The 19,178-nt window shown below is 65.0% G+C and carries 18 protein-coding genes; 11 read left to right on the top strand and 7 right to left on the bottom strand.

The features are described from left to right. Window positions 1-184: 184 nt before the first annotated feature. On the top strand, window positions 185-1,618 hold the full coding sequence (locus B0919_RS16720; protein ID WP_254846599.1) for a polysaccharide lyase family 1 protein: 1,434 nt from the start codon (window positions 185-187) through the stop codon (window positions 1,616-1,618). Between the two features lie 99 nt (window positions 1,619-1,717). Continuing rightward, the gene (locus tag B0919_RS16715; protein ID WP_078013418.1) at window positions 1,718-2,374 is read left to right on the top strand and encodes a T-complex 10 C-terminal domain-containing protein; all 657 of its coding nucleotides are present in this window, start codon (window positions 1,718-1,720) and stop codon (window positions 2,372-2,374) included. Between the two features lie 154 nt (window positions 2,375-2,528). Here B0919_RS16715 and B0919_RS16710 read toward each other — a convergent pair whose 3' ends face one another. The 4 genes from B0919_RS16710 to B0919_RS16695 all read right to left on the bottom strand — a co-directional run bounded on the left by B0919_RS16710 (window position 2,529) and on the right by B0919_RS16695 (window position 6,417). Next, complete coding sequence (locus B0919_RS16710) at window positions 2,529-3,725, bottom strand: MFS transporter (RefSeq protein WP_078013417.1); 1,197 nt, start codon at window positions 3,723-3,725, stop codon at window positions 2,529-2,531. Window positions 3,726-3,796: 71 nt separating this feature from the next. Beyond that, window positions 3,797-4,960, bottom strand: a complete 1,164-nt coding sequence (locus tag B0919_RS16705) for a hypothetical protein (protein WP_078013416.1) — start codon at window positions 4,958-4,960, stop codon at window positions 3,797-3,799. Between the two features lie 147 nt (window positions 4,961-5,107). Further along, entirely contained in the window at window positions 5,108-5,533 is a 426-nt protein-coding gene (locus B0919_RS16700) for a hypothetical protein (protein WP_078013415.1), read from the bottom strand. Window positions 5,534-5,883: 350 nt separating this feature from the next. Beyond that, a complete protein-coding gene (locus B0919_RS16695; RefSeq protein ID WP_078013414.1) occupies window positions 5,884-6,417 on the bottom strand; it encodes a GNAT family N-acetyltransferase in 534 nt (177 codons plus the stop codon). Window positions 6,418-6,539: 122 nt separating this feature from the next. Between B0919_RS16695 and B0919_RS16690 the strand changes: the two genes are divergently transcribed. The 3 genes from B0919_RS16690 (at window position 6,540) to B0919_RS16680 (ending at window position 11,612) form a co-directional block, all read left to right on the top strand. Then, the gene (locus tag B0919_RS16690) at window positions 6,540-8,003 is read left to right on the top strand and encodes an aldehyde dehydrogenase family protein (protein ID WP_078013413.1); all 1,464 of its coding nucleotides are present in this window, start codon (window positions 6,540-6,542) and stop codon (window positions 8,001-8,003) included. 222 nt (window positions 8,004-8,225) lie between these two features. Further along, a complete protein-coding gene (locus B0919_RS16685; protein ID WP_176133091.1) occupies window positions 8,226-10,265 on the top strand; it encodes a GMC family oxidoreductase in 2,040 nt (679 codons plus the stop codon). A 255-nt stretch (window positions 10,266-10,520) separates the two neighbouring features. Next, window positions 10,521-11,612 (top strand): flavin-containing monooxygenase, encoded by a 1,092-nt coding sequence (locus tag B0919_RS16680; protein WP_078013411.1) that lies wholly within the window; start codon window positions 10,521-10,523, stop codon window positions 11,610-11,612. A 342-nt stretch (window positions 11,613-11,954) separates the two neighbouring features. On the opposite strand, the gene B0919_RS16670 is transcribed toward B0919_RS16680, so the two are convergent. Next, window positions 11,955-12,335, bottom strand: a complete 381-nt coding sequence (locus B0919_RS16670; protein WP_078013409.1) for a T9SS type A sorting domain-containing protein — start codon at window positions 12,333-12,335, stop codon at window positions 11,955-11,957. Window positions 12,336-12,545: 210 nt separating this feature from the next. Here B0919_RS16670 and B0919_RS16665 point away from each other — a divergent pair, with 210 nt between their 5' ends. From B0919_RS16665 to B0919_RS16650, 4 genes are all read left to right on the top strand, one after another. Further along, window positions 12,546-13,673, top strand: a complete 1,128-nt coding sequence (locus B0919_RS16665; RefSeq protein ID WP_078013457.1) for an NAD(P)/FAD-dependent oxidoreductase — start codon at window positions 12,546-12,548, stop codon at window positions 13,671-13,673. Between the two features lie 100 nt (window positions 13,674-13,773). Then, entirely contained in the window at window positions 13,774-14,889 is a 1,116-nt protein-coding gene (locus B0919_RS16660; protein WP_078013408.1) for a type III polyketide synthase, read from the top strand. Window positions 14,890-15,142: 253 nt separating this feature from the next. Further along, window positions 15,143-15,856 carry a methyltransferase domain-containing protein gene (locus tag B0919_RS16655; RefSeq protein WP_078013407.1) on the top strand — a complete coding sequence of 238 codons (714 nt, stop codon included), beginning with the start codon at window positions 15,143-15,145 and terminating at the stop codon, window positions 15,854-15,856. A 45-nt stretch (window positions 15,857-15,901) separates the two neighbouring features. Beyond that, window positions 15,902-16,378: an OmpA family protein gene (locus B0919_RS16650; protein ID WP_078013406.1), complete on the top strand. Its 477-nt coding sequence runs from the start codon at window positions 15,902-15,904 to the stop codon at window positions 16,376-16,378. Between the two features lie 9 nt (window positions 16,379-16,387). Here the strand turns inward: B0919_RS16650 and B0919_RS16645 are convergent, their stop codons facing one another. Then, entirely contained in the window at window positions 16,388-17,323 is a 936-nt protein-coding gene (locus B0919_RS16645) for a histone deacetylase (RefSeq protein ID WP_254846598.1), read from the bottom strand. Between the two features lie 172 nt (window positions 17,324-17,495). Between B0919_RS16645 and B0919_RS16640 the strand changes: the two genes are divergently transcribed. After that, window positions 17,496-17,744 carry a hypothetical protein gene (locus tag B0919_RS16640; protein ID WP_078013405.1) on the top strand — a complete coding sequence of 83 codons (249 nt, stop codon included), beginning with the start codon at window positions 17,496-17,498 and terminating at the stop codon, window positions 17,742-17,744. A gap of 19 nt (window positions 17,745-17,763) precedes the next feature. Here B0919_RS16640 and B0919_RS16635 read toward each other — a convergent pair whose 3' ends face one another. Further along, window positions 17,764-18,426, bottom strand: coding sequence for a helix-turn-helix domain-containing protein (locus B0919_RS16635; RefSeq protein WP_176133090.1), 663 nt, complete (start codon window positions 18,424-18,426; stop codon window positions 17,764-17,766). A 371-nt stretch (window positions 18,427-18,797) separates the two neighbouring features. On the opposite strand from B0919_RS16635, the gene B0919_RS16630 reads away from it, so the two are divergent. Next, the gene (locus tag B0919_RS16630; protein ID WP_078013403.1) at window positions 18,798-19,022 is read left to right on the top strand and encodes a hypothetical protein; all 225 of its coding nucleotides are present in this window, start codon (window positions 18,798-18,800) and stop codon (window positions 19,020-19,022) included. Window positions 19,023-19,178: the final 156 nt, after the last annotated feature.

The raw sequence follows: 19,178 nt of genomic DNA, 5'->3' as shown, positions 1-19,178 counted from the left end.
GGGTATCCGCTTCCGGGCAGCCTGGCTGGCAACGTTGCCGACATCGATTGCGCAAAAAAACGGTTGGGCCGCGGCCGTCTTTGGCAGGGTATTTCGGTAATATCAATCCGGGCAGTCCGGCCACGTCGGCTGGCGCGCCGTTTCTCCTTTGCTGCTACTTCCTTTGCAATACCACCGGTTTTCCTTGTCTGACGCGCGGCCTGCGGGGCGTGCTTTTGCCATTTGCACCCTGCTGGGCCTGGTTGCGCCCGCCGCACCGGCCGCTGCCCAGCAGCTGGCGTTTCCCGGGGCCGAAGGCGCTGGGCGCTTCACCAGCGGCGGGCGCGGCACGGCTGCGGCGCCCGCCACGGTGTTTGAAGTCACCAGCCTCAACGACGACAACCAGCCCGGCTCGCTGCGCTACGCCCTCACGCAGCCAGCCGCCGCCCGCACGGTGATATTTCGCGTGTCGGGCACCATTCACCTCAGCGAGCCGCTGGTCATCAGCAAGCCCAACACCACCGTGGCCGGCCAGACGGCGCCCGGCGACGGTATCTGCCTGGCCGATTTCCCGGTGAGCGTGAAGGCCGACAACGTCATCGTGCGCTTCCTGCGCTTCCGCATGGGCGACAAAAACCAGAACAAGGGCTTCGTGGACGGGGCCGGCGGCGACGACGCCTTCGGCGGGGGCTTCGGCAAGAAGCGCATCATCATCGACCATTGCTCCATGAGCTGGAGTACCGACGAGGCCTTCTCGTTCTACAACGGCGACTCGCTCACGCTGCAGTGGAACCTCATCACCGAGCCGCTGAACTACTCCTACCACTTCGAGCAGGGCGACAAGGACTTTGAGCGCCACGGCTACGGCGGCATCTGGGGCGGGCACCACGCTTCGTTTCACCACAACCTGCTGGCCCACTGCAACTCCCGCACGCCGCGCTTCAACGGCAGCCGCCAGGCCAAGCAGAACGGCTGGGAAAACTGCGACCTGCGCAACAACGTGTTCTACAACTGGGGCGAAAACAACGTGTACGGCGGCGAGGGCGGCAACTACAACGTGGTGAATAACTACTACAAGTACGGCCCGAGCACCAAGGAATCGGTGCGCTACCGCGTACTGAACCCCTACAAATCCGACGCGCTGCCCTTCGGCAAGTACTACGTGGCCGGCAACTACGTGGACGGCTCGCCCGAGCGCACCGCCGACAACTGGCGCGGCGTGGACCTGCAGGGCGGTGGCGACCGGGCCCAGGCCCGTGCCGAGCAGCCCTTCGACCTCGGCGCCGTGACTACGCAAACCGCCGAGCAGGCCTACAACGCCGTGCTCAAGGGTGCCGGCGCCATCCTGCCCGCCCGCGACACCATGGACCAGCGCATCGTGCGGCAGGTGCAGCAGCGCACCGGCGGCATCATCGACGTGCAGGGCCACTACGCGCACGGCACGCCCTACACCACCACGCAGAAGGCCTGGCCCGAGCTAAAATCGGCCCCGGCGCCTGCTGACGCCGACCACGACGGCATGCCCGATGCCTGGGAGAAAAGCCGCAAGCTCAACCCCAAAGACGCCGCCGACCGCAGCAAAACCGGGCCCGACGGCTACACCATGCTGGAAGTGTATCTGAACGGCCTGGTGAAGTAAGCGGCAGGGGCGGGGAGTAACCTCAACCGGGAAGGGCGCGTACCAACGCCCAACATAGCCGTCCGGCTATGTGGCATCCCCCTCCTGAATTTACTCCCCATGAAACGCACCTTCTTGTTGCTTACCGGTGCCGCCAGCCTCGCGCTGGCCACCGCCTGCAACCGCGATAAGCCCGCCGCCGTCGACGCGGCCCAAACGCCCTCGGCCGACACGGCCGTGGTGGTCCGCAACGACTCCGATACCCTCGTGTACCAGGACCAGGCCTACCGCACCGCCGACCAAGTGGCCGCCGACCTGAGCCTGACCAACGACACGGCCCGCGTACGGCGCCTGCGCACGACCTACTACACCCGCGCCGAGCGCGTGGGCGACCTGGATGCGCAGTACGCCGACGACACCGCCGGCCGCTACGCCGCCACCCGCCAGATCAACACCGATACGGACACCGAAGTCCGCACCATCGTGGGCGACGATGCGAAGTACCGCACCTACGAAACCAACCGCAGCCGCTACTACGGCGACGGCGGCTCCGTCACGACGACCACCACTACCACGACCACCGAAACGGCCAGCCGTCCGCGCCGGCGCCGGCCGCGCATCGTGAAGTACGAGAACAAGGGTGGCGAGGTGAAAATCGTGTACTCGAACGGCACCACCGTCAAGATTGACAAGGACGGTGACCGGAAGGTGGAGTACGCCAACGGCACCAAAGTCAAGCGCGACGCCGATGACGGCCAGGTGAAAGTTAAGAACTAGCCTGCCCCGTCTTTGAAAGACCCGCGGCCCGATTTCCTGCTGGAAGTCGGGCCGCCGTGTTTTCGGGGCGTTCAGGTCCGGCTACAAAAGCGCAGCCCGCTGTTGGACCTAGACGAAGCCGCTCGAAAAACGTGGCCTCTTGTCAGCAGCAAGCTTATTCGAGCACCGGCGTAGCCGCGGTTGGCGCCGCTACGTTGTCTGGCTCGCGTAGGCGGCTGACCAGCGCGTACAGCACCACGCCCAGGCATGCCATCAGCCCGAACGCCCAGCGCAGATTAGCTGCCTGGGCCACGAAGCCCACCACCGGGGGCACCAGTAAAAAGCCGAAGTAGCCCACCGTAGACACCGCCGCTATGGCCGAGCCGCTGCCCAGCGTGGCTGAGCGTCCGGCCATGCCGAACACCAACGGAATCACGCACGACACGCCCAGGCCCACCAGCACAAAGCCCGCACCTGCTACCAGCGGCTGCGGCACCAGCGCGGCCAGCAAGAGCCCGGCCGTCATCAGCAGACCGCTGCCGCGCAGCATGGTGCGCACGCCGTAGCGGCTCACCAGTGCGTCGCCCAGAAAGCGGCCCAGCGTCATGGCCACCATGTACGTCACAAAACCCACCGTGCCGACGGGAGCATGGGCCGCTTTGGCGAAGTAAATGGCGCTCCAGTCATACATGGTGCCCTCGCAGGCCATGGAGGCAAAAGCCATGACGCCGAATTTCAGCAGCGTTTTGTCGGGCAGGGCGAAGGCCGGGCGGCGCTCCGCCGTAGGGGTAGGGGGCAAAGCCAGCGTGCCCGGGTAAAAGGCCAGCGCGAGGCCCGTCAGCACCACGGCGGCCGCCAGAAAGTGGTAGCCCGGGCCGATGCGCAGCCCAATCAGGCCGGCGCCCACGGCCGCGGCCGCGAAGCCGGCCACGCTCCACATGCCGTGAAAGGTGGCAATGATAGAGCGCGGGTACAGGGCCTGCACGCCCACCGATTGCGCGTTGACGGAGATATTGAGCAGGTTGCGCGAGGAGCCGAAGCAGAACAACAGCACCACCAGCTGCCAGGTGTGCGTCGCTAGGCCGAGCAGGGCCAGCGCCAAGTTGTAGAGCACGGCGCCCACCAGCATGATCTGCCGGCTGCTGAAGCGTTGCAGCAGGGCACCCGTTACGGGCAAAGTCAGCATCAGCCCGGCGGGCAGGGCCAGCAGCACACTGCCCAGCTCGGCTTCGCTCAGCCCGAGTTGCTGCTGAATGGTGGGAATGCGCGAGGCCCACGTGGAAAACCCAAACCCGGATACCAGAAAAAATACCGTGGTAGCCAGCCGGGCCCGCGCCGGGGCCACGGCCGGCCCCGAAGCCGCCGTCGTCATAACCTGAAACCAGTGCAAAAGGCCCGCCCCACCGCGGACGCGCAAAAGTAGGCCAGTACGCAGACCAGCGCTTAGCGTTTTACGCCGTACTGCCGCAGCTCCGCCTCGATGCGCACATCCCAGCGCTGCTGCGCGGCCTGGTTCTGGCCGCCGCCGGTTTCGCCGTCGTAGCGCTCCTGCAGGCGGTTCATCTCCCACCACGACTGCAAATACTGGTACTGCATGCGGGCGTTGTAGTTATCGAGCGTGAGGCTGTCGGGCGTCACCTTGCGCTTGAAACGTTCGGCCACCAGCTTCACCAGATCGAAGTGGCGCTGCTCGTGGTTGAGCGTATAGGCGTCGCGCGAGGTCGGCGAAATCCAGGAGCCGCTGCGCACCACGAAGACCTTGGTGTTCAGGTTCAGGTGCAGTACGCCGTTGCGCGTCTGGGCCTCGGCGGTGTAGGAAAAGCTCGGAAACACCGCCCCGCCGTAGCGCCCGTTGGGCCGCGGCACGCCCCGGAAGTCCTCGAGCGTGAGCGGGTGGGCCACGGAGTAAAACAGCGTATCCCCGCCGTCGGCCGCGTAGGGCGCATCGGTGCGGTGCACCTGCAGGCGGCCGGCCAGCTTGCTGTTGAGCACAGCCTCGCGGTTCATCCACTGGTCGAAATACTTCAGCCCTTCCACCAAGGCCTGCCGCAGCACCGGCTCGGCCGAGGCGTAAGTGCTGCGCAGCGGCCGCGCAAACCGGGCCGTGCCGCGGTAATCGGTCAGGTGAATCACCTTCCCGTCGCGCTGCCAGTCGAAGCTCAGGCTGAGGGTGAGCGAGCCGACGGAATAGCCCGGCGTGCCGGGTTTCTCGTTGAGGCGGCACTCCCGCACCCGGATGGTGACGGGGCGCAGAGCCGCGTTGCGCGGCACGCTCAGGCTGAAGAACTGGCGCAGGCCGTTGAGGCCACCGCCCTGCAAATCGAGTGGCAAGACACTCACTGGAGCGGTGGTTCCTGGCTTGGCGGGGTGCGCCAGCAGGTAAGCCACGGCCTGGCGGTCGGACCGCTCGTCGCGCACGGCGGCCACGTAAAACTGCGTGGGTACGATGGCGCTGGGCACAGGCTGCAGCGCAAAGGGCGGCTCAACGGGGGCCGGACGCTGCGCCGCTACGCGCCCCACCAGCAGCACCGCCGTAGCTAACAGAAGCAGCCCCAGGGCTGGGCGCCAGCCGCGACGCCCCGAAACGGAAAAGGAAGAAAACAGCAAGGAAAACACAGAGCAGGCTTGCCGCGGCAGCACCCGGTGGCAACGGCCACGGCGGCTTGCCGGCAGACTGTCGGCCTAACAACGCCCGGCGGCAGAAAGGTCAGGCGCGGGGGCTGGCCGCACGTTTTTTTCGCTGTCGCGCTGGTGCTACTCGCCCTGGCTCAGCAGCCACGCCTCGGCTTCGGCGCGGTTGCTGAAGCGCTTGAACTGCATGTCCGACGGCGCGCGGCCCACCACGCCCTGGGTGGAAAGGCGGTGCACCGGGTCGTTGCCTTCCACGATGGCGCAGTAGTAGACGTGGGCCTGCCGGATGGCGCGCGGAATCCAGTTATCGATCAGCCACTGCTGGGCCGCGGCGGGCAGGGGCTGCCGCTGGCCGTGGTCGGAAAGTATGCGCCCTACGCCCACCCCAACAAGCAGCGTGAGGGCCTGTTCGTAAAACGCCTGCAGGTCGGCCAGCTCGATGCGCTCTGCTGACCACGCCAAACGCACAAACCCCGCCGCGTGGAACACGACGCGGCCGGCAGCGTTGCGGAAGTAAACAGTTTCCCGATCGGGTAGGAGTGCAGCCATCTGGTAAGCGTTAGCCGGCGGGTTTCGTCACCACGAAGAAGAGCAAGCCGGGGTTTCGGCGGCTGGTTTGGGACTGGCGTCGGCGGCATCAAAGTTACGATGAGGCGCTTGGACTAAAGCTATGCTCATGGCGTTAGCACCTGGATATTTTGCCGCCGCGCCACGAGGGTATCCTAAGCTCGGTAGCGTGCATAATCCCCCGCTGGGTCAGGCGGAAAGCTAAATTATTGCCGCCAACAATTGTTTAGCAAAATGCAGGCAGCAAGCGGCTTGCCGACCGTAACTGCGGTAATACACAGGCTGTGGATAACTCTGTGTATAACTGACTGGTCTAATATTTAGGCCGGTCGTCAGCTGGGGCGCTGCCGCTCCATGTGCAGCCAGCGCACCTGGTTGTGCGTTACCTCGCGGGCCAGCCGGAAGCCGGCCTTTTCGTAGGTGCGCACGGCGCGGGTATTGGACGCGGCCGGCACGATGGTGCACACTTCCACGCCCAGGTGCGCGAACAGGTAATCCACCAGCGTATTGAGCGCGTCGGTGCCGTAGCCGCGGCTGGTGTCGGGGCTGCTGGCAATCCAGATGTCCAGCTCGGTGGAGTTGTCCAGCGACTCGATGCCGTCGTAGTTGATCTGCCCGATTAGGCGCCCGTCGACCAGAATGCCGAATGACTGGCCCTGCAGCGGGTCGGAGCTGTCGAAGTAGTGCGGCTGGTAATCGGTAAACAGCTCCTCCCAAGTAGGCAGCTGCTCAGTGCCCTGCGGCCCGAAGATGTACGGCGTGGCGTCGGAGCGTACTGCCCATTGGTAAAACGACTCCTTGTCGGCCGGGGTCAGGGGCCGCAGCGTTACCACAGCACCTTGAAGCTGGGAAGGGACAGTATCCATGCAAGCAGAGCGAGACAAATCGTAAGTGGGCTAAGATAAGGGCCCTATACGTAGCCGCCGGTTTAGCGCCGCCAATATTTCCGCGTACTTTAGGCCAGGGCCCCGCTTGGGGCCGCGCTGCTATGTCCGCTACCACTGCCTCGCCCACCGCTCCTACGCTTCTACCGCCGCCAGCCGTCGGCACGTTACCAGTGCTGCTGGCCCAGCAGCAGGCCCGTAGCGCCGTGCTGCGCCGCGAGGACGCTACCGCCCGCGCCGCCCGCCTGCAGCGCCTGCACGACTGGATTACCCGCAACCGCGAAGCCATTCAGCAGGCCTTGTACCAGGATTTTCGCAAGCCCGCCACCGAAACCGACGTCACGGAAATCTACGCTACGCAGGCCGAAATCAGCCACGCCCTGAAGCACCTGCGGCAGTGGATGGCCCCGCGGCGGGTGGGTGTGCCACTGGCCCTGCTCGGCACGCGCTCCTGGGTGCAGTACGAGCCCAAGGGCGTGGCGCTGATCATCGCCCCCTGGAACTACCCGTTTTACCTCGCCGTGGGGCCGCTGGCCTCGGCCCTGGCCGCCGGCAACTGCTGCGTGCTCAAGCCTTCCGAAATGACGCCGGGCGTATCGGCCCTGCTGGCGCGCTTGGTGGGAGAGGTGTTTGAGCCGGCCGAGGTGAGCGTGGTGGAAGGCGGCAAGGACGTAGCCACCGAGCTGCTCAGCCTGCCCTTCGACCACATCTTTTTCACCGGCTCGCCGCAGGTAGGCAAGGTGGTGATGCGCGCCGCCGCCGAGCACCTGGCCAGCGTGACGCTGGAGCTGGGCGGCAAAAGCCCGGCCGTGGTGGACGCCACCGCCAACCTGCGCGACGCCGCCGAGAAAATCGTGTGGGGCAAGTGCGTGAATGCCGGTCAGACCTGCGTGGCGCCCGACTACCTGCTGGTGCACGAGAGCGTGCGCGACGCGCTGGTGGCCGAAATCCGCGGCGTGCTGGCCCGCTTTTACCAGCCCGAAGGCGGCAGCGTGAGCGAGTCGGCTTCTTTGGCGCGCATCGTCAACGGGCACCACTTCCAGCGCGTGGCCCGCCTGCTCGAAGACGCGCAACGGCGCGGCGCCACCGTGGCCGTGGGCGGCAGCGTGGACCAGACGCAGTGCTTCATCGAGCCCACCGTGCTCCTCGACGTGCCCCTGGACAGCGCCGTGATGCAGGAGGAAATCTTCGGCCCGCTGCTGCCCGTGTGCACGTTCAGCACGCTCATGGAAGCCGCCGACTTCATCAACGCCCGCCCCCGGCCGCTGGCGCTGTACCTCTTTTCCGGCCACGACGAAAACCAACGCTACCTGCTCGGCCGCGTGCCCGCCGGCGGCGCCTGCATCAACGAAACCCTCGTGCACCTGGGCCACCCCGAACTGCCCTTCGGCGGCAGCGGCAACAGCGGCATCGGGCGGGCGCACGGCCACTACGGCTTTGTGGCCTTTTCCAACGAAAAAGCGGTGCTGCGCCAGCGCATTGGGGCCACGGGCATCAAGTTCTTCTACCCGCCCTACACGCCCAAAGTGCGTCATATGGTGGATATGCTGCTGAAGTACCTGGGCTGAGGTGGGTGGAGTGACACTTGGACCGATATGGGCCTGTGAAGGCGCGACAAAGCGAACAAAACCGCCTCTCATCCTGACGAAGTCCTTTGTCAATAAGCCTACTGAACAGCGCTGATTGATAGTCGGCATGCCGAGCTTTTCGGTCGGAATGCGTATCTTTTGTGCCATCCCACCGCCACTGGTATGGCCCCGGCCGTGCCCGCGCCGCTTCTCGCTTATATCATGTTTACCGCTGCCCATCAGCAACTTCTGCTGGTCCTTGCCGATACCTTTATTCCGTCGTTGCCTGCTGCCGACGCCCACGCCGGGTTCTTGCAAGGCCACGGCGCCGAGCGCATCCGCCTGGAGTTGGTTGCCGCAGCCATCGAGGCCCAGCCAGAGCGGGCGCAGCGCCAGTTTCGCCAACTGCTCGCGTTGCTCGATAGCCGCCTGCTGGGACTGAGCTGGGGCGGGCCGCTACGGCCATTTGGGCAGCTCACGGCGGCGGAGCGCGAGCGGCTGCTGCAGTGCTGGGCTCAGAGCCCGCTGCCGCCGCTGCGCCAGGGCTTTCAGGCCCTGCGCAAGCTGCTGACGTTTTTGTACTATGCCGATTCGGTGGCTACCGCGCCCAATGCCGCCTGGGCCGCCGCCGGCTACCCCGGCCCGCTGGCCCTCACCGATGGGCTGGTGGATACCCCACGCCCCCTGCCCACGCTCCAGCCCGACCGCGACGTGACGTACAGCTGCGAAGTGCTGGTTATCGGCAGCGGGGCCGGTGGGGGAGTGGTGGCCGGCGAGCTGGCTGCCGCCGGCCACGACGTGCTGGTGCTCGACAAAGGCCCCTACTGCCACGGCTGCGACTTCAACCAGCGCGAGGCCGAAATGATCGGCAAGCTCTACGACGGGCGCGGCACCCTGAGCACCACCGACGGCGGTGTGACCCTGCTGGCCGGCTCCTGTCTGGGCGGCGGCACCACCGTCAACTGGGCTGGCTCCTTCCGCACCCCCGATTACGTGCTGGAGGAGTGGGCGCGCGAGCATCAGGCGCCGCATTTCACGCAGCCGTCCTTCCAGGCCAGCCTCGATGCCGTAACGGCCGCTCTGCACGTCAACACCGATTATGCGCGCCACAACGGCCAGAACCAGGCCCTGCTCGACGGCTCCCAGCGCCTCGGCCAGCCCACGCGCCTGATTCCGCGCAACGAACTGGGCCTCGACGACTCCGACCAGCACTTCCGCGGGCTGGGCTTCAGCACCTTCGGCGACCGGTACGGCATCAAGCAGGGCACGCTCAATACCTACCTGAAAACCGCCGCCGCGCACGGTGCCCGCCTGCTGCCCGATACCCGGGTGGCGCGCATCACCCAGGAGGCCGGCCGCGCCACCGGTGCCGAGGCCTTGCACACCACGGCCGCGGGCCAGGCCGTGCGTGTGACGGTGCGCGCCAAACGCGTGGTGGTAGCCGGCGGCGCCATCCAGACGCCGGCCTTGCTGCTGCGCTCCGGCCTGCATCACCCGCACCTGGGGCAGCACCTGCACCTGCACCCCACGGTGGCCGTGTCAGGCGCGTACCCCTGGCCAATAGAGCCGTGGTACGGGCCCAGCATGTCGGTAGTCAACGACTCGTGCACCCGCCTCGACGGAACCAACTTTGGCGCCAAAATCGAGACGCCGCCCGCGCACCTGGGGCTGATGGCTATGACGCTGCCGTGGCTTTCGGGGGCGCAGCACAAGCAGCTGATGCAGCAGGCGGCTCACCTAGGCTCCTTCATCGTGCTGACGCGCGACCGGGACGGGGGCCGCGTGCGCACCGACCGCCACGGCCAGCCCCTCATCAGCTACCGCCTCTCGGACTTCGACCGGCGCAGCATGCTCGCCGCCGTGCGCACCGCCGCCGAAATCCACGTGGCCGCCGGCGCCCATACCGTGTTCCTGCCCCACGGCACCCTGCCCACGCTACAGGTGCAGGACGGCCGCATCCAAAACCCCGCGGTGCTCGACGGCCTGCCGCAGCTCGACTGGTCCCCGAACCGCTTCGGGCTCTACAGCGCCCACCAGATGAGCACCTGTCGCATGGGCGGGCAGCGCGCCACGCACCCCGTCAGCCCCACCGGCGAAACCTACGAGCTGCGCGGGCTATACGTAGCCGACGGCTCGGCCTTCCCGGCGTGCAGCGGCGTCAACCCCATGCTCACCATTATGGCCCTGGCGCACTACACGGCCCAGCACTTGAAAGCTGATCTGGCCACGGCTGTTCCGCGCGTGGCAGTTGCGGCCGGGTAAGAGAGTGGGGCTTGGGTTGTGCCCCAAAGAGCTTCAGGCCGTCATGCCTCATTTGCCGCGCGCCTGTCAAAGCATGATTAAGAGCGTGTTTGGATTTGGTCAAAGCCCGTTATGCTAAGCGAAGTCGAAGCATCTCTACCGCTTCGTTGTTCGGTAGAGATGCTTCGACCTCGCTTAGCATGACCTAAAACGAAAATCCCAGCACGGCTCTAAGTCGGCGCGCGGTCCGTTATTTGCGCCACTTTCCGCTGTCGTATGCTCGCTCCCGATTCCTTCGTTCACACCGATACGCTGATAATTGGCGCAGGCCAGGCTGGGTTGGCAGCGGCTTACTTTCTGCAGCAGGCGCAGGTATCAAGCATTTTGCTGGAGCAGGCTCCAACCATCGGGGCACAATGGGCGAGCCGCTACGATTCGCTGCGGCTGTTTTCGCCAGCCTGGGCCAGCGGCCTGCCCGGGCTGCCCTGGCCCGGTAGCCAGCGGCGCTACCCCACCAAAGACGAAGCGGCTGCCTACCTACGCCGGTACGCCGCGCACTTCGGCTTCGATGTGCGCCTGAACGAGCAGGTGGTGCGCCTCAGGGCCGCCGGGCCGTACGCTTTCGAGGTGACGGCCGCCAGCGGCACGCGCTACGCCGCGCAGCGGGTAATCGTGTGCACCGGGGGGCTGGCCACACCCAAAATTCCCGCCTGGGCCTCTGCGCTGGCCCCCGACGTGTTGCAGCTACACAGCAGCGCCTACCAGCGCCCGGGCCAGCTGCCGGGTACGGGTCCCGTGGCCGTAGTAGGCAGCGGCAACTCCGCCGTGCAGATTGCCGCCGATGTGGCCGCTACCGGCCGCCCCGTGTACATAGCCTACGACGAGCGTACCAAAGCCATGCCCAACAACACGCTGATGTGGGTAACGCTGCAGAGCCTGGGCCTGCTGCAGGCTTCGCGCCACGGCTTGGTAGGCGGCTTTATGCACGGCCAGCCCGAGCCGGTGGTAGCCGATGCCCTGCGCACGCTGCGCCGTTTCACTAACGCACACTTTATCGGGCGGGCAACCGGGGTGGCGGGTGCCAGCATCGAAGGCCAGCGCCGGGCCACGCCGCCCCTGCGGGCCGTGGTGTGGGCCACTGGCTTCCGCCCCGACTATAGCTGGATTGAGCTACCCATCATACAAGCTGACGGGCTGCCCCGGCACCACCGCGGCCTCAGCGAGCCGGCGGGCCTGGCCTTCCTCGGGCTGCCGTGGCTCGACAGCCGCGGCTCGGCCCTGATGGGCGGTGTGGCTCACGATGCCCGGCGAGTGGTAAAGCAGCTTCTGCGAGCAGAATCGGCCGTTGAGCGAAAAAAAGGAAACTAGAGTTAGCCCGGTATGGTTAATCTACGTACTTTGGTGTGTAGGCTTTCACTTTTTCTGTACTTTTCCATGACGCTGAATTCGCTCGCCGAACAACTGGCCGCGCTGCTGAACCGCCTTTTGGGTGGCCGGAAACCTCAGCTCCAGCCGGTACCGGTTCGCGCCAATAATCGCCGCTAACTCGGGTTCTTCTGTTTGCATCATCAGCCCTTCCGCCCCGGCGGAAGGGCTTTTTTGTTGGGCGCTGCGGCTAGCCACCGGTAACGGGTTGCCACGGGGCAAAAGAAGCGCGGGCGGCCTTCCCGAAGGAAGGCCGCCCGCGCGGATCTTAAGGAAAACAGGTACCTAGCGAATCACCAGTTTGCGCATCACGCTGTTGTTGTCTGCGTCAATTTTGACGTAATACAGGCCGCTGGCAAAGCGGCTCAGATCGAGCGTGCGCGTAAAGCGGTTGTCGAGTTCGGTAATGGTTTCACGGTACACTACCGTGCCGATGACGTTCAGCACGCGCATTTCCGTTTTGCGGCCTTCGAAGCCGGTGACGGAGATGTGCACTACGCCGGAGCTGGGGTTGGGGTACACCACGATGTTCTTCTCGTCCGGAGAAGAAGCTGCAACAGCCCGCGGAGCAGACTGGCTCTGGGCGGCTACTACTGGCAAGCTGCTCTGCAAACAGCACACGCTAAAAGCAGTCACCAGTACACCGTAAAGTAGTCGTTTGGGCATAAAAAAAGGTAAGCGAGTAGTGCGTCAGGGGTTGGGGAAACTGAATGACGCCGCGCGGTCAGCGCAAATCATCCGCAAAAGTAACGGCTTATTTTGAAATAAGTTATCAAAATATAGGGCTCTTGTGGTAGCTTTCCTATAATCGCACAATATTTCCCGACCAATCGGCGTTGCCCACCGATTATTGGCTTACTCTCCTTGAATTATTCCGTGGTCGACCGTTCCGATGTCGTAATTGTAGGCGGCGGCCTGGCCGGCCTGACGGCAGCCCTGGACCTAGCGCAACGGGGCTGGCAGGTGACGCTGGTGGAACGGCGACACTACCCCTTTCACCGCGTGTGCGGCGAGTACGTGTCGAATGAAGTGCGGCCCTACCTGCAGCGGCTCGGCGCCGACCCGGCTCCGCTGAACCCGGCCGCTATCAGCCGGCTGCTGGTGTCGGCGCCGGGCGGGCGCACACTCACGGCCGCGCTGGCTCTGGGCGGCTTCGGCATCAGCCGCTACGCCTTGGATGAGTTTCTGTACCAGCGGGCTACGGCCCGGGGCGTAACATTCCGGCTGGGCGCTACTGTTACCGATGTGCAGTTCGACGCTGCGGCGGATGAGTTTCGGGTGGCGCTGGCCGGGGGCGAACAGCTCGCGGCGCGGGTGGTGCTGGGCGCCTACGGCAAGCGCGCCACGCTGGACCGGCAGCTCGACCGCGCCTTTTTCCGGCAACGCTCGCCCTTTGTCGGCGTCAAATACCACCTGCGGCTGGATTTCCCCGCCGACCTCATCGCCCTGCACAACTTCGAAGACGGCTACGCGGGCCTCTCGGCAATAGAAGACGGCCGCTACTGCTTCTGCTACCTGACCACCCGCGAACAGCTGCGCCGCCATGGCAGCATTCCGGCGCTGGAGGCGGAAGTACTCGGCCGCAACCCGCACCTGCAGCGCGTGTTTGCCGAGAGCGAGCGGCTGTACACGGCGCCCGAAGTCATCAACGAAATTTCCTTCGCGCCCAAAACCTGCGTGGAGCAGCACGTGCTGATGTGCGGCGACGCGGCCGGCCTGATTACGCCCCTGTGCGGCAACGGCATGGCCATGGCCATGCACGGGGCCACCCTGGCTGCCGGGCACACCGATGGCTTTTTGCGCGGGCAAGTGGTCCGGCCCGCGCTGGAAACGGGCTATACCCGCGACTGGCAGCGCACCTTTGCCCAGCGCCTGCAGGTCGGGCGCTGGGTGCAGAGCTTGTTCGGCGGGCCGCGCCTCACCGATGCCGTTATCGGTACGCTGCGTTACGCGCCGGGCGTGGTGCGCGCCTTGGTGCGTCAGACGCACGGAAGCGCGTTTTGATGAGCAGGGCGGCAGCAGCAGGCAAGGCCCGGCGCGTGTGGTGCCGGGCTTTTTGCGGCGCTTTCTTCATTCCTGCGTAATTCCCGTATACTGCCCCTGCATGACCACCAGTTACCTCAGCGCCATCGGAACGGCAACGCCGGCGCACCGGCTGCCGCAGCCGCAGATTGCCGAATTTATGGCCCGCGCCCACGGTATGGACGAGGCTGGTACGCGTAAGCTGCGGGCCATTTACCGCATGTCGGGCATCGGCTACCGCCACACGGTGCTGCCCGATTATGGCCGCGACCTGGGGGCGTATACCTTCTTTCCGAACACGGCTGATCTGGAGCCCTTTCCCACGGTAGGCGCCCGCATGCGCGTGTACCGGCGCGAAGCCCTGCCGCTGGCCGCCGAAGCCGCCCTGGATTGCCTGCGCCAGGCGCCGGAGGTAGATGCACAGAGCATCACCCACCTGGTGTCGGTGAGCTGCACGGGCATGTACGCGCCGGGGCTCGACATCGAATTGGTGCAGCACCTGGGGCTGCGGCCCGATGTGCAGCGCACCTGCGTGAACTTTATGGGCTGCTACGCGGCCTTCAACGCCCTGAAGCTGGCCGACGCCTTCTGCCGCGCCGATGCCCGCGCGCGGGTGCTGGTGGTGTGCACCGAGCTCTGCACGCTGCACTTTCAGAAGCGTACCGAAGAAGACCATCTGGTGGCCAACGCGCTGTTTGGCGACGGGGCCTCCGCTGCGCTGGTGACCAGCCAGCCCGTGCCCGGGCGCCCCAATCTGGAGCTGACGGCTTTTCACTGCGGCCTGGAGCCCGACGGGCAGGCCGACATGGCCTGGCACGTGAACGACTTTGGTTTTGAAATGACCCTGTCGAGCTACGTGCCGCGGCTGGTGAAGCAGGGCATCCGCAAGCTCACCGAGGGCCTGCTGCGCCACCTGCCCGTGCGCCTGCCCGATGTGCGCCACTTTGCCATTCACCCCGGCGGGCGGCGCATTCTGGAAGCCATTGAGCAGGAATTGGGCCTGGCCCCTGCCGACAACCGCCACGCCTACCGCGTGCTGCACGAAGTCGGCAACCTCTCGTCGGCCACGGTGCTGTTTGTGCTGCGCGAGCTGCAGCGCCACCTGCTCAAAGCCGACGACGGCGCCCCGGTGCTCAGCTTCGCCTTCGGGCCGGGGCTGACCCTGGAAGCCATGCTGCTGCGCGTGGCCTATCAGTAAGAAAGAAGGAGGAATGATGAAGGAAGAATGCCTGATTACCACATTCTGCCTTTCGAAGCTTTTCGGGAAGTCCTTGGCCCGTCATGTCGAGCCCTGTGAGACATCTCGCTCGCGTACTATTCTTCTCGGTGAACGAATCGGGTTACTATCCGGCATCAGCACGCGAGATGTCTCGGCAAGCTCGACATGACCGTTCTCAAACAGCTTCTTCATTTCTTTTTCCTCGTTTCTCCGGCTTCTTGATTTATCTCCAATGCCCAACTTTGCCTCCCGCTCGGCCGAAGCGGAGTTGATGGACGACCTGACGCTGGCTTCTGAGGCGCTGCGGCAGAACCTCGACGAGCTGGAAGTCATCAACACCCGGCTGGGCGGCTACGGGGTGATAACGCACGCGCTGGCCGGGCTGCAGCCGCAGTTTGCGCCCGAGCGCCCCGTGCAGATAGTGGACGTAGGTAGCGGCGGCGGCGACACGCTCCGGCACGTAGCGCGCTGGGCCCGGAGCCGCGGCTTGCCGGTAGCGCTAATCGGCGTCGATGCCAACGCTTTCATGGTGGAATACGCCGCCGGGCGCAGTGCGCAGTACCCCGAAATCCATTACGTGCAGCAGAACATCTTCGCGCCGGATTTCGCCGCCCTTCGGCCCGACATCATCATGTGCAGCCTGTTTTGCCACCACTTCGACGACGAGCAGCTGACGCAGATGCTAAGGCAGTGGCAGCAGCAGGCCCGCGTGGCCGTCGTCATCAACGATTTGCACCGGCACCCGCTGGCCTACCACAGCATCCGCTGGCTGACGCGGCTGCTGGGCGGCTCGTATTTGGTACAGAACGACGCGCCGCTATCGGTGCTGCGCGGCTTCCAGCGCCACGACTGGCAGCGGCTGCTGAGCCGGGCCGGCGTGCAGAACTACCAGCTGCGCTGGCGCTGGGCGTTTCGCTGGCAATTAATCCTGGCGGGACAGGCGTAGGCGGTGGGCCGGCGACGCGTATTTTTGGGTTCACCCACGCCCGTTATGAAGCTTCCTCTCCCGGTTATCGGCCTGGCCTTGCTGCTGAGCGCCTGCCAGCAAGACCAGCCAACGACTGCTGCCGCCCCGGCTCCCACCGAGCTGCACGGCCAGCAAACGGCCGACGGCACGGCTTTCACGTTGCCGACCGACGCGGTGTTCGGCCCAACCGATGCCCTGATTAAGGAGCAGGCCACCGGGCAGCTGCTGCAACTGGCGCGGGCCATTCAGCAAAGCAGCGGCCGGCAGCTGCTCATCCGAGTGTACGCCGATGCCCAAGGCGACGACAACCAAAACCTCATTCTGTCGCAGCGCCGGGCGCAGGCCATAGCCGACTGGCTGAAGGACCACCAGATAACGCTGCCGGCCGAGTTGCAGGGCCTCGGCGAAGCCGACCCCATAGCGCCCAACGCCCAGCCCGACGGTACGGACAACCCCGCCGGCCGCGAGCAAAACCGCCGCATGGTGGTTATTGTGCAGTAAGCCCGCGGGCTAGCTCCACAGGTCGGCGGCTACGCGGAAGGTATTGGCGTGGGCTTCCACGATGTCGGCAACGCGCTCGGAGTAGCCACCGCCCATGCACACTACTACGGGCACGCGGTGGCGGTGGCAGAGCCCGAGCACGTGCTGGTCGCGTTGCCGGCAGCCTTCGCGGCTGAGGCCCAGGTGCCCGAGTTTATCGGTGGCCAGCACATCCACGCCCGCGAGGTAAAACACAAACTCGGGCTGTACTTCGTCGAACAGGCGCGGCAGCGTGTCGGTGAGCAGGCGCAGGTACGCCGCGTCGTCGGTGCCATCGGGTAGGGGCAGGTCCAGGTCGGACTGTTCCTTGCGGGCGGGGTAATTGCGGCCGCCGTGCATGGAAAACGTGAACACGCGCGGCTCGTGAGTAAAAAGTGCGGCCGTGCCATTGCCCTGGTGCACGTCGAGGTCCACAATCAGGATGCGGCCGATGCCCTCGTGGTTCAGCAGGTAGTTGGCCGCTACGGCCTGATCGTTGAGCAGGCAAAACCCCTCGCCGCGGGCCGCAAAGGCGTGGTGCGTGCCGCCGGCCACGTTCAGGGCCACGCCGGTGTGGCGGGCCAGACGGGCGCACTGCACCGTGCCGCCTAGGATGGTGATTTCGCGCTGCACGAGCTGCTCCGACCACGGAAAGCCCGTGGCGCGCTCTTCCTGCCGCGTGAGCTGGCCCTGGCTGAGGCGCTGGTAGTACTGCGCGTCGTGCGTTTCGAGCGTGAACTTTTCGGGCAGTGGAATGGGCACGAAGAGGCTCTCCTCCGGGATGGTCCCCTCGCGCACCAGCTGCTCGGGCAGCAGCTCGTACTTGAGCATGGGAAAGCGGTGCCCGGCGGGCAGCGGGTGGGCGTACAGCGGCGCCCAGGCTACGGGCAGGGCGTGGTGGAAGGGAAAGGCGGCGGGAGGCGTCACAGAACTTCCCAACCGCAAAACCTGCCTGCGGGTTACGGGCGGCACCGCCGCTGTGCTGAGCTACAAGGAGTTGTGGCTGCGGGTAGCACAGTTAACAATTAATTCATCGGCGGCCGGAACTTCCCGGATTGGGAGGGGAGTTACGCGCGCACTGGCACCCTGCCGCCCGCGTATGCTTACATCCTTACTCCAAGGCCTCGGCCTGAAGCGAACCAAGCGCATCAAAGCCAGCCGTAGCCGCCCGGGCGGCAATCAGTTCGAGCAACACCTCGGGCCCGAGCTGCTGTGCGTATTCCTCGCCGACGACGGGCATTCGGCCGAAGTCGTGTTTGGCTCCGGCCCGCACCCGCGCGTGTTCGGCCGCGGCGAGTTTGAGGACCAGGAAAGCCTGCGCCGCTTCCTGGAGCTGCACAGCCACTAGGGCCCGCAACCTCGGCGGCCTAGTCTTCGCCCGGCTCGTACACCTTCTCGCCCACCTTCCACATGCAGTTGATGTCGCCCAGCTCGATGGTCATCACCTCGCCGTTGCTGTCACTGCTGAGCTGCAAAATGCCATTCTGGTTGCTGGTAATGCGCTTGATGATGAACATCTGATTGCGCAGCGAAATGGCGTGCACGCCGGTGGCATACTGCCAGTCGCCGTCCTGCACGGGGCGTACGGCCACGCAGCAGCCGTGGGGGTAGCGCGGGGCCATGCTGTTGCCGCGTACTTCCAGCACGCGGGCATTGCGGTAGTCGCGGCCCTCGCGGCGCAGTACCCACATGGTGGTGTAGTCCTCGGGCAGGTCGTCGAGGCAGTTGGCGGCGAACGTGCCGTAGGCAGTATGCGTGAAAAAGGGCAATTCTACGTAGTTGGTGTCGGGAATGGCAATGTTGCTTTCCGGCGACTGGCCGGTCTCGATAAACTCGGGGGTAGTCTTGTACACCCGGGCCAGCGCCTGTAAGGTGGGTTGCTTTATGCCGGCTCGGGGGTCGGACTCGTAGCGGGCGATGGTCGTGTGGCTTTTGCCCACTATAGCGCCTACTTCGTACAAACTCATTCCGGATTCGCGCCGGAGCCGCTCCAGGCGGGTGGCTTTGTTAGGTGTGGCAGGATCAGACATGGGGGTAGGTGCTAAGGCCTGGGAACGAAGGTACATGATGTTTTAACGTTAATTAACTAAATGTGTTAAAAATTATTGATAAGTAACTGAATTTAACTTAAACTTGCATCGTTTTATTCTTCGCTGTTGTACTTGGAGCAGTTCGTGGAATCGACAAAATTTGCTTTCTTAGGCAACTTCATGTTTGTTCACCTCCGCTGGGAGTAGAATGTTAGCCTATTTTTTGGCAACTGCTTAACGCTTTTTAACGTTATGTAAAATATTGTAACGATTTTTTGCTGAGTTGTAGGCCATGCCTTGGTGAGGTAAAGCGGAAGCGGCCTCGGGCGCTGGCCTGATTGACCCCCATTCCACCCCTGTAGTTGACTGCCATGTGCCATTCATCCCTCATCATTCCACTTACCCCCGCCGAACACGCCGCCCGGATCGGCGCCATTGCCGACGTACTGGCGGCCGTCACCAATTTACCCGCTTCGGCGCCCCGCAAGCAGATAGAAGGCGTTATCGTAGCGGCTTTTAATGCTGCGTACACGGCGCGCGTCGTGCAAACGTCGCGGCCTGCGGCGGGCAGCATGCTTGCGGAGCCAGCCGGCTAGGCCGACCGTTCAGGTGCTCAATTGTACGCCGGACCACCGTCGGGATGGTGGGTGCGCCGGCGCGTGAGGGAGCCGTATTTTCTACTTGTTTGATTGGAGCGCACCGTTCTGGCCGCGGTGAGTCCCTGGGTTCTTTAGTGGCCAGCACTCCACCTA

Source organism: Hymenobacter sp. CRA2 (assembly GCF_002007105.1).
GTDB lineage: Bacteria > Bacteroidota > Bacteroidia > Cytophagales > Hymenobacteraceae > Solirubrum.
This window is presented reverse-complemented; position numbering and strand designations above follow the sequence as displayed.

Coding starts and splice junctions, on each gene's coding strand:
- B0919_RS16650 (WP_078013406.1), top strand. CDS start 15,902: ATGAAGCTTCCTCTCCCGGTTATCGGCCTGGCCTTGCTGCTGAGCGCC.
- B0919_RS16660 (WP_078013408.1), top strand. CDS start 13,774: ATGACCACCAGTTACCTCAGCGCCATCGGAACGGCAACGCCGGCGCAC.
- B0919_RS16700 (WP_078013415.1), bottom strand. CDS start 5,533: ATGGCTGCACTCCTACCCGATCGGGAAACTGTTTACTTCCGCAACGCT.
- B0919_RS16670 (WP_078013409.1), bottom strand. CDS start 12,335: ATGCCCAAACGACTACTTTACGGTGTACTGGTGACTGCTTTTAGCGTG.
- B0919_RS16690 (WP_078013413.1), top strand. CDS start 6,540: ATGTCCGCTACCACTGCCTCGCCCACCGCTCCTACGCTTCTACCGCCG.
- B0919_RS16710 (WP_078013417.1), bottom strand. CDS start 3,725: ATGACGACGGCGGCTTCGGGGCCGGCCGTGGCCCCGGCGCGGGCCCGG.
- B0919_RS16630 (WP_078013403.1), top strand. CDS start 18,798: ATGTGCCATTCATCCCTCATCATTCCACTTACCCCCGCCGAACACGCC.
- B0919_RS16640 (WP_078013405.1), top strand. CDS start 17,496: ATGCTTACATCCTTACTCCAAGGCCTCGGCCTGAAGCGAACCAAGCGC.
- B0919_RS16695 (WP_078013414.1), bottom strand. CDS start 6,417: ATGGATACTGTCCCTTCCCAGCTTCAAGGTGCTGTGGTAACGCTGCGG.
- B0919_RS16715 (WP_078013418.1), top strand. CDS start 1,718: ATGAAACGCACCTTCTTGTTGCTTACCGGTGCCGCCAGCCTCGCGCTG.
- B0919_RS16680 (WP_078013411.1), top strand. CDS start 10,521: ATGCTCGCTCCCGATTCCTTCGTTCACACCGATACGCTGATAATTGGC.
- B0919_RS16635 (WP_176133090.1), bottom strand. CDS start 18,426: ATGTCTGATCCTGCCACACCTAACAAAGCCACCCGCCTGGAGCGGCTC.
- B0919_RS16685 (WP_176133091.1), top strand. CDS start 8,226: ATGTTTACCGCTGCCCATCAGCAACTTCTGCTGGTCCTTGCCGATACC.
- B0919_RS16655 (WP_078013407.1), top strand. CDS start 15,143: ATGCCCAACTTTGCCTCCCGCTCGGCCGAAGCGGAGTTGATGGACGAC.